This is a genomic window from Virgibacillus kekensis (assembly GCF_042654125.1).
Taxonomy (GTDB): Bacteria; Bacillota; Bacilli; order Bacillales; family Amphibacillaceae; genus Lentibacillus; species Lentibacillus kekensis.
The window spans coordinates 125028-132535 of record NZ_JBHSFU010000009.1; the positions used below are offsets into that span (position 1 = coordinate 125028).

The window sequence follows — 7508 nt, forward strand, 5'->3', positions numbered from 1 at the left end:
AACGTGTCAACTCCTAGATATAGGATACTCCCTGACCGGTGCGGCTCACGATCACATCATTGACACCAGGTATCTCTTGGAGTGTAGTCTGTATTGTTTCCTCATTCTCAGGCTGATAAAGAACCTTAACATTTGGTCCTGCATCAATCGTAAAGTATGCAGGTATGCCTTTGTCTCTCAAGTCCTGTACCTTACGCATAACTGCCATCGTTGTATCATGCCAGTATGTGAACGGAGGATTAGCTGCCAGCGTCGTTGCATGCATTTTAAGACAGTTTGCCTCGGCAATTTCGCCGACTTTCTTAAAGTCCTTGGTACGGATACCCTGCTTAATATTATCCAGGTCATGTGGGATGCTTTCCACCCAACTTGAGTAAAAGGGAGAAGTTTCAACTGTTCGTTTCATCCCTTCCCTGCTCAGGACCTTCTTTTCTTTGGAAGAAAGGACTACAGCAGCCACACGGATATCCCAATGTTCAGCAGGCGCTACTTGAACAGCATAAGAATCCGATCCGTCTTCAAGTGAACCTTTTTCCCATTCCACAAATCCGCCAAATACCGATCTGCAGGCAGAACCGGATCCCTGCCTAGTCAGAATGGATAATTGTTCTTTACTTATTTTAAGACCCAGTGCTTTTACAGCACTAGCGGCCAGCGCTGCGAATCCTGAGGCAGAAGACGCAAAGCCAGCCGCTGTGGGCACATGGTTGGTTGATTCGACGTTAGCATACAAATCCGGTTTTCCAGCGTACTTCCGAATACGGTCAAGAAATGCAGTAACCCGGTCATACTCTTTGCCGGTGACTACCTTTCCATCCAGGATAAAACTATCCTGTTCCAATTCTGTTTGGAATTCCACCGTTGTTTCGGTATAAAAGCCATCCAACGTCACAGATAGGCTGTTATTCATCGGCAGAATTAACGATTCGTCCCGTTTTCCCCAATATTTTATCAGGGCAATATTCGTATGGGCTTTAGCTGTAGCCTTCATTGTGTATCTCCTTTGTGCTTACTCTGGTTTTTTTCTGAGAACAAATGACCAAACAGCATGCGCCCCAAATTTTTTAAGTTTCTCGGTAAGTTGTCTGGAATGTACCTCATTACGGGCAAGTGCAATAATGCACCCGCCGTTTCCGCCACCAGTCAATTTAGCGCCAAGGGCACCTTCCTGGCGGGCAAAATATATAAGCCTGTTTAGTCCTGCATCACTCACACCCAGAGCTTCGAGTTCTTTTTGTGCCTCATTCAACATCTGACCCAGCAGATGTTTGCTTGCACTTTCAAGCGCATGTCTCGCTTTATGGGTCAGCTCCCCAATCCGTTCCAGCTTGGAATGTATCCGTTTCGGTGCTGATTTAAAAAGACTGGCAACCGATTCAACCGCAGAACGCGTATCTCCCATCCGTCCGGAATCAGCCACAATAAAGTAAAAATCCCCGTTTGGTTCAATATAATCAACCGGCTGTTCTTTCTCAAACCATACTGGAAAATCTGATGTTATGGTAAGTGTGTCAATACCGCTTGGCACACCATGCGCGTATGTTTCCGAAATGTTTGCCAGATTAAGCAGGTCGTTCTCGGTATATTCCTGATTATTATAGGCAAACAATGATCGGACTACTGCAATAGCTACGGATGCACTTGAGCCAAGACCTTTGCCGGGTGGTATGGATGATTTAATCCGGATCAGCAAATCTTCACAGGGCATTTTAAGATGCTTCAAGGTTGCTTTTATACAGTTAGCAAGCCCTTCTAACGATTCCGGTACAGAATCGAGTGGGCCATGATAAAATGTGCTGTCGATTTTAACAGCCCCCGGTACGTAGTCAATTACAGACTCTACTCCTACGAGCGGAAAGGGAAGTGCGATAGCAGGTTGTCCGTGTACAACTGCATGCTCCCCAATCAGAATTAGTTTACTATGAGCTATACCGATAGCTGTTTGTTCTGAAGTTGTTGCTTTTTCTGCACTCATTTTGTATATTCTTCCACCAATTCTTTAGCTTTTCCGACACGGATTTCCTTTTCATCAATTAAACGTTCAGCAATGATATCAATCATCTCCCCAGTAGCTCCTGCTGCAATAGCAACAGAACGAGAATGTAATGCCATATGGCCTTTTTGGATACCATCAGTAGCTAAAGCTTTCAATGCCCCAAGGTTTTGGGCAAGTCCCACTGCCACAATTACCTGGGCAAGCTCCTGTGCTGATTCAACATCTAAGATTTTATGCGCGATTTTCGCGATGGGATGGACGCGGATTGATCCTCCGACAGTACCAACCGACATAGGAAGCTCTAGTTCGCCGACTAGATTTCCTTCCTCATCTTTCGACCATTTAGTCATGGAACCATACTTTCCGTCTCTAGCAGCATGTGCATGCGCTGCTGCTTCCACGGCACGCCAGTCATTCCCAGTCGCAATTACGATAGGATCAATTCCATTCATGATACCTTTATTATGCGTTACCGCGCGATATGGATCTGATGCGGCAAATTCATACGCATGGATAACCCCATCACGTACTTCCTCACCGGTATACCCTTTAGATTCCAGCAAATGCGGTGGAATTACACAACTTGCTCTTGCAAGGCATCGATCAGCATAATTAGACAAAATCCGCAGATACACTTTACCTTTAGTCAGCTTTTCCACAGTAGGAGCAAGTGACTCGGCGATTGTATTTATAATATTTGCCCCCATTGCATCGCACGTATTGATATAAATGTGAAGGATGAGCATTTTACCGTATATTGAATCTGACTCTTCATTCAATATACGGACTTCCAAATCCTCTGCTCCGCCACCCCTGGCGACAAGACTCGGGTAAGAAGCATTTGCATCTTCTATGAGGGAATCTTTTTCTTTTAGAACAGCCTCTTTGGCAGCCTCAAAATCCGGACAGCCGACTACCTGAATCTGGCCAATCATAACCCGATCGGTTGCCTCTGTAGTAAAGCCACCTGCATTCCGGACTATTTTGGCAATGTAGCTGGCTGACGCCACAACGGATGGCTCTTCAATTGCCATTGGCACTACATAGTCTTTCCCGTTCACTTGAAAGTTCAATCCTAGTCCGAGTGGAAGCGGAAATGTCCCAATTACATTTTCAATCATTTTGTCAGCTGTATCTGTGCCCAGCGGTTCTTTTGAAAATAAATATTCCTTTTCTTCCTCAGTAAAGGATTCCATTTTAGTCAAAAGCTCTCTGCGTTCATCAACACCCATTTTATAAAAGCCAGGAATTCTCGAAGTTTCCATAACGTCTCATCCTTTTGTGAACATTATTTATATATGTAAATAAGTCTTGTATTGTCAATAAATAAAATAGCTGTATCTATTATGTAAAAAAACAGCCTAAAATGCAAATAAACAAGGTTGTTTATCACTCATAACGACCTTGTTTATCTGCTATTATAATATTTATGCTGTTTTTACGCTAGAGTTTTTTCGTATAAAAGATGAGCCATGGAGGATTCGAACCTCCGACCCTCTGATTAAAAGTCAGATGCTCTGCCAGCTGAGCTAATGGCTCATAATGTAAAGTGTTCTGATTAAGCGATTGCGTCCATTGGTGCTCGTCGTGATAACTCCTCGCATGCCTGCACATAGCAGTAATTTCCAGGATGTTCGCGGCAAGCTAATGGCTCATGATGTAAAGTGTTCTTATTATGCGGGTGAATCCCTTGGTGCTCGTCCATTTTAAATATGTAAAAATTCCCTTAAAATAAAAAAAGGCTGGGCTACCAGGATTCGAACCTGGGAATCACGGGACCAAAACCCGTTGCCTTACCGCTTGGCTATAGCCCAATAATTATGGTGGAGGGGGGCAGATTCGAACTGCCGAACCCTGAGGGAGCGGATTTACAGTCCGCCGCGTTTAGCCACTTCGCTACCCCTCCGTAACTATTGTAACTATCTTTTATTTAATTATACATAAAAAATGGTGCCGGCCAGAGGAATTGAACCCCCAACCTACTGATTACAAGTCAGTTGCTCTGCCAATTGAGCTAGACCGGCACATGGTGGAGGATGCAGGGCTCGAACCTGCGACCCCCTGCTTGTAAGGCAGGTGCTCTCCCAGCTGAGCTAATCCTCCAAAGTAAGTGGTGACCCGTACGGGATTCGAACCCGTGTTACCGCCGTGAAAGGGCGGTGTCTTAACCACTTGACCAACGGGCCATAGTAATGGATTTTATAATACGAAAAAATCTTTGTCAAAAACCAACGATTTTTATTATATACAGGATTGCTATCTTTGTAAAGAGAAATATTAAATTCTATATTTTCAAATAGCTTCCTAACACATATAATGAAGAATAGACATAGATAAGCACTTTTTAAGGGGGATTTTATGGGTAACTGGCTTGAATTAGGTGGTGATCCTTTCATTACATTTGGAACCAGTCATCTGACAATGTTAATGATTTACTTTTTGGGACTTCTATTGTTCTTTATCTTTCTAAAAAAAATCCGCAGTAAAAGAACTCCTTTTACTATTATCCGCTGGACCCTGTTCAGCCTGCTCATTCTTTCCGAAGTTTCATACCAGACTTGGACAGGGGTTACAGGAATATGGAGTCTAAGGGATCACATGCCGCTGCATCTCTGTGGTGTAGCCGGGATAACCGGGGCCATAACGTTGGCGACTTACAATAAGAGGTTAGTACAGATCTCATTTTTTATTGGTCTGATACCCGCTTTTCTGGCAGTCGTGACTCCTGAACTTCCCTATGATTATCCACATTTTCGTTTCTGGAAGTTTTTTGTCCACCATATCGCTATTTCATGGACCGGTATTTTCCTTGTTTCTACAAGTTCCGCCAAAATAACCCTGAAATCTATGCTGGAAACGTATGGATACCTGCTGGTTTACGCATTTATAATCGGGGTTTTCATAAATCCTTGCCTGGAGTCCAACTACTTATATCTATCCCATACCCCTACTGCCTCCACACCTCTTGATATGCTTGGTAATGGGTTTTGGTACTATTTTAATCTCTGTGTACTTGGATTGGTTGTATTTACAGCTCAGCAGCAGATATACAGGCTTTTCGCTAACTTTAAAAGAGCATCCACTTAGTGTAAGTAGTTCCGTTTCGGTGGAGAAACATATGATTTAGCATACTAATTAGCAGACCAAAGCAGATTGACAATAGTTGTTGTCAAAGTGTATTTTACTGTGTTAATCGGTATGCTATTTGCTATGTTGATTCTTATAAACCAAGCATGTAGTTGTTATGATTAAGATTTTGAATATTATGTTCTTCAATTAACGAGGAGTTTAAGATGAGCATGAGAACTTTTATGTGGCATTTGACAAAAAACGAGTAACAAAAAACCTCTTAAGAGTAAGAGGTTTAAGCAATCGTATTTTCATTTATTAAAAGTTGTAGGGCTTCCGCTGATTCTTCAATATTATCAAATAATTTGACCGTATTATTTTTAAGATTGGTTATCTCTATAGTCCTTGTATGTTTTAAGCATCGTACTGTCATTACTGGTTGTTCATTAGAGCTAAATGTATGCATTGTTGTACTGACAAAGAGTTTCAAGCATTTTTATTAGACTTTCTTTCGACATTTTAGTGTCTCCTCCTTAATGATGGAAGAAGACTAAGGAAAGTCAAAAGGTTCCCAACAATTGTATTGTTTATATATTAGTATAACATATATATGGTATATTGTATAGAATTGTCTGAATAGTTAGGATAATGCGTGTGATAAAAGCGAGATTCTTATTAAACTCAACGGGTGCGATTGTTCAAGAAAAACAATTGTTTATCCACTAACGAGAGTAGACCAATGAGGGGGGGAATATTGTGGGGAAATTAGTATACATAATATCAGGGATTTTGATGGTTTGTTTGTCATTACTTACAGGTGCTATTATCGTACAAATAGCCAAAGTAAACAACTCTAGTTTATCTGGAATTTCTGTTAGCCTTGTTCTCCTGGTTTTTGTAATAGGTATTTCATTGGTAGTTGCTAGCAGTATAAATGAACCTAAGGATAATTAGAAAATTAGCACCCGACACTTCAATTAAAGGGTACTTTAGTGTAACAAGGGGTTTTTGTAAGAATGGAGTATTTTTACAATAAATAAAGATTTTTTTGGTGGTGGGGTTAGATGAAGAGAGGGTTAATAATTATTGGCAGGTTAATTCTGATTATAAGTATAATGACATTTAATAGTAAATTCTATTATCCTCCATTACCAATTGAATCAGTGAGTAAAAAAGAAGTATTAGAATCATTGAATGACTCAGCAGAAGATATAGTTAAAATAACTGAAGAAAATGGTTATGAGTGGTATATTACACTAATGGAACAAGGGAAATCACACGAGAATTTAAAGAACACGATTAGGGGAAATGGCTGGGAATTTCAAAAACAAGAGGGTAGTGGCTATTTTTTTAAAAAAGATGATAAAACACTAATTGTAACTACAGAAATGTGGACAGGAAAATATGTAATGGTGAAAATCCCGACGGATTGGAAAGTGTAGATATTCATTGCTTGTGAAGTATTGTACTTAAACTATTGGGTGCGTTCGTTTAACAAGGCAATATGAAAAAAGGACGCTTGGACATTACCTATCCAAGCGTTTTTGTTTGTTATTTATGGTGATAAACATAATGTGTTTTAGTATGCTATTTCGCCTGTTTTTTTAGTTTTCTCCACGGTTTCAGAACTACTTACAATTAGTGGATGCCTCTTTCTCGCTGCGCTTATGAATTTGTCAATGCTACTACCCATACTATAACAATCACAGGCAACGAAATATACAACGACTGCCAGATGCCTCTTTTATATTTTTTTATTAGAAAATACGATACTAGAAGCTCAGCTACTGTAACAATAAATGCAAATACAATCACCAAGGAAATTCCGTTTCCCATCTAATAATGGCCACCCATCCGAATAATTTTATATTAGTACACAAAAAAACGTTTAAATCGGCAGAGATTTAAACGTTTTTAGAGAGCTTCCAAGCGGACTTGAACCGCTGACCCCCACCTTACCATGGTGGTGCTCTACCGACTGAGCTATGGAAGCAAAATGGCTCCACAGGTAGGAATCGAACCTACGACCGATCGGTTAACAGCCGATTGCTCTACCGCTGAGCTACTGTGGAATATTAATATTATTTAATACAACCGACCAACATGGTCTTGAACTCGTCTATATTATAATACATATAAAGTTAAAAAACTATACAAAAAATGCCTGGCAGCGTCCTACTCTCGCAGGGGCAAAGCCCCAACTACCATCGGCGCTGGAGAGCTTAACTTCTGTGTTCGGCATGGGAACAGGTGTGACCTCTCCGCTATTACTACCAGACCTTCTATAGGTTTGCACCCTGAAAACTAAATAAGAGTACGCATGACATCAGGTAAAGATTTAGTTAAGTCCTCGATCTATTAGTATCCGTCAGCTTCACGTGTCACCACGCTTCCACCTCGGACCTATCAACCTCATCGTCTCTGAGGGATCTTACTCACTCGA

General features: G+C 41.0%; 7 protein-coding genes, 8 tRNA genes and 2 rRNA genes. 3 read left to right on the plus strand and 14 right to left on the minus strand.

Going from position 1 to position 7508, the window contains the following annotated elements:
- Nucleotides 1–13: 13 nt before the first annotated feature.
- The 9 genes from mvaD to ACFO3D_RS15600 all read right to left on the minus strand — a co-directional run bounded on the left by mvaD (nucleotide 14) and on the right by ACFO3D_RS15600 (nucleotide 4182).
- Nucleotides 14–991, minus strand: coding sequence for a diphosphomevalonate decarboxylase (gene mvaD, locus ACFO3D_RS15560; protein WP_390298122.1), 978 nt, complete (start codon nucleotides 989–991; stop codon nucleotides 14–16).
- Nucleotides 992–1009: 18 nt separating this feature from the next.
- Nucleotides 1010–1975, minus strand: coding sequence for a mevalonate kinase (gene mvk, locus ACFO3D_RS15565; protein ID WP_390298125.1), 966 nt, complete (start codon nucleotides 1973–1975; stop codon nucleotides 1010–1012).
- Nucleotides 1972–3261 carry a hydroxymethylglutaryl-CoA reductase, degradative gene (locus ACFO3D_RS15570; RefSeq protein WP_390298128.1) on the minus strand — a complete coding sequence of 430 codons (1290 nt, stop codon included), beginning with the start codon at nucleotides 3259–3261 and terminating at the stop codon, nucleotides 1972–1974. Before ACFO3D_RS15570 ends, mvk begins: the two co-directional genes overlap by 4 nt.
- Nucleotides 3262–3462: 201 nt before the next feature.
- Nucleotides 3463–3535: transfer RNA gene (locus ACFO3D_RS15575), tRNA-Lys, on the minus strand.
- 203 nt (nucleotides 3536–3738) lie between these two features.
- A tRNA-Gln gene (locus ACFO3D_RS15580) sits at nucleotides 3739–3810 on the minus strand.
- A gap of 7 nt (nucleotides 3811–3817) precedes the next feature.
- Nucleotides 3818–3902 (minus strand) — tRNA-Tyr (locus tag ACFO3D_RS15585).
- Between the two features lie 42 nt (nucleotides 3903–3944).
- Nucleotides 3945–4020 (minus strand) — tRNA-Thr (locus tag ACFO3D_RS15590).
- A 3-nt stretch (nucleotides 4021–4023) separates the two neighbouring features.
- A tRNA-Val gene (locus ACFO3D_RS15595) sits at nucleotides 4024–4099 on the minus strand.
- 8 nt (nucleotides 4100–4107) lie between these two features.
- Nucleotides 4108–4182: transfer RNA gene (locus tag ACFO3D_RS15600), tRNA-Glu, on the minus strand.
- Between the two features lie 172 nt (nucleotides 4183–4354).
- Here ACFO3D_RS15600 and ACFO3D_RS15605 point away from each other — a divergent pair.
- The 3 genes from ACFO3D_RS15605 to ACFO3D_RS15615 all read left to right on the plus strand — a co-directional run bounded on the left by ACFO3D_RS15605 (nucleotide 4355) and on the right by ACFO3D_RS15615 (nucleotide 6507).
- Nucleotides 4355–5083: a YwaF family protein gene (locus ACFO3D_RS15605; protein WP_390298131.1), complete on the plus strand. Its 729-nt coding sequence runs from the start codon at nucleotides 4355–4357 to the stop codon at nucleotides 5081–5083.
- A 738-nt stretch (nucleotides 5084–5821) separates the two neighbouring features.
- Nucleotides 5822–6019, plus strand: coding sequence for a hypothetical protein (locus ACFO3D_RS15610; RefSeq protein ID WP_390298134.1), 198 nt, complete (start codon nucleotides 5822–5824; stop codon nucleotides 6017–6019).
- A gap of 110 nt (nucleotides 6020–6129) precedes the next feature.
- Complete coding sequence (locus ACFO3D_RS15615; RefSeq protein ID WP_390298137.1) at nucleotides 6130–6507, plus strand: hypothetical protein; 378 nt, start codon at nucleotides 6130–6132, stop codon at nucleotides 6505–6507.
- A gap of 223 nt (nucleotides 6508–6730) precedes the next feature.
- Here the strand turns inward: ACFO3D_RS15615 and ACFO3D_RS15620 are convergent, their stop codons facing one another.
- The 5 genes from ACFO3D_RS15620 to ACFO3D_RS15640 form a co-directional block, all read right to left on the minus strand.
- Entirely contained in the window at nucleotides 6731–6901 is a 171-nt protein-coding gene (locus tag ACFO3D_RS15620; protein ID WP_390298140.1) for a hypothetical protein, read from the minus strand.
- Nucleotides 6902–6985: 84 nt separating this feature from the next.
- Nucleotides 6986–7058, minus strand: a tRNA-Thr gene (locus ACFO3D_RS15625).
- Between the two features lie 4 nt (nucleotides 7059–7062).
- Nucleotides 7063–7137 (minus strand) — tRNA-Asn (locus tag ACFO3D_RS15630).
- Nucleotides 7138–7227: 90 nt separating this feature from the next.
- Nucleotides 7228–7343 (minus strand): 5S ribosomal RNA (gene rrf / locus ACFO3D_RS15635).
- A 60-nt stretch (nucleotides 7344–7403) separates the two neighbouring features.
- Nucleotides 7404–7508, minus strand: a 23S ribosomal RNA gene (locus ACFO3D_RS15640); the annotation flags it as partial.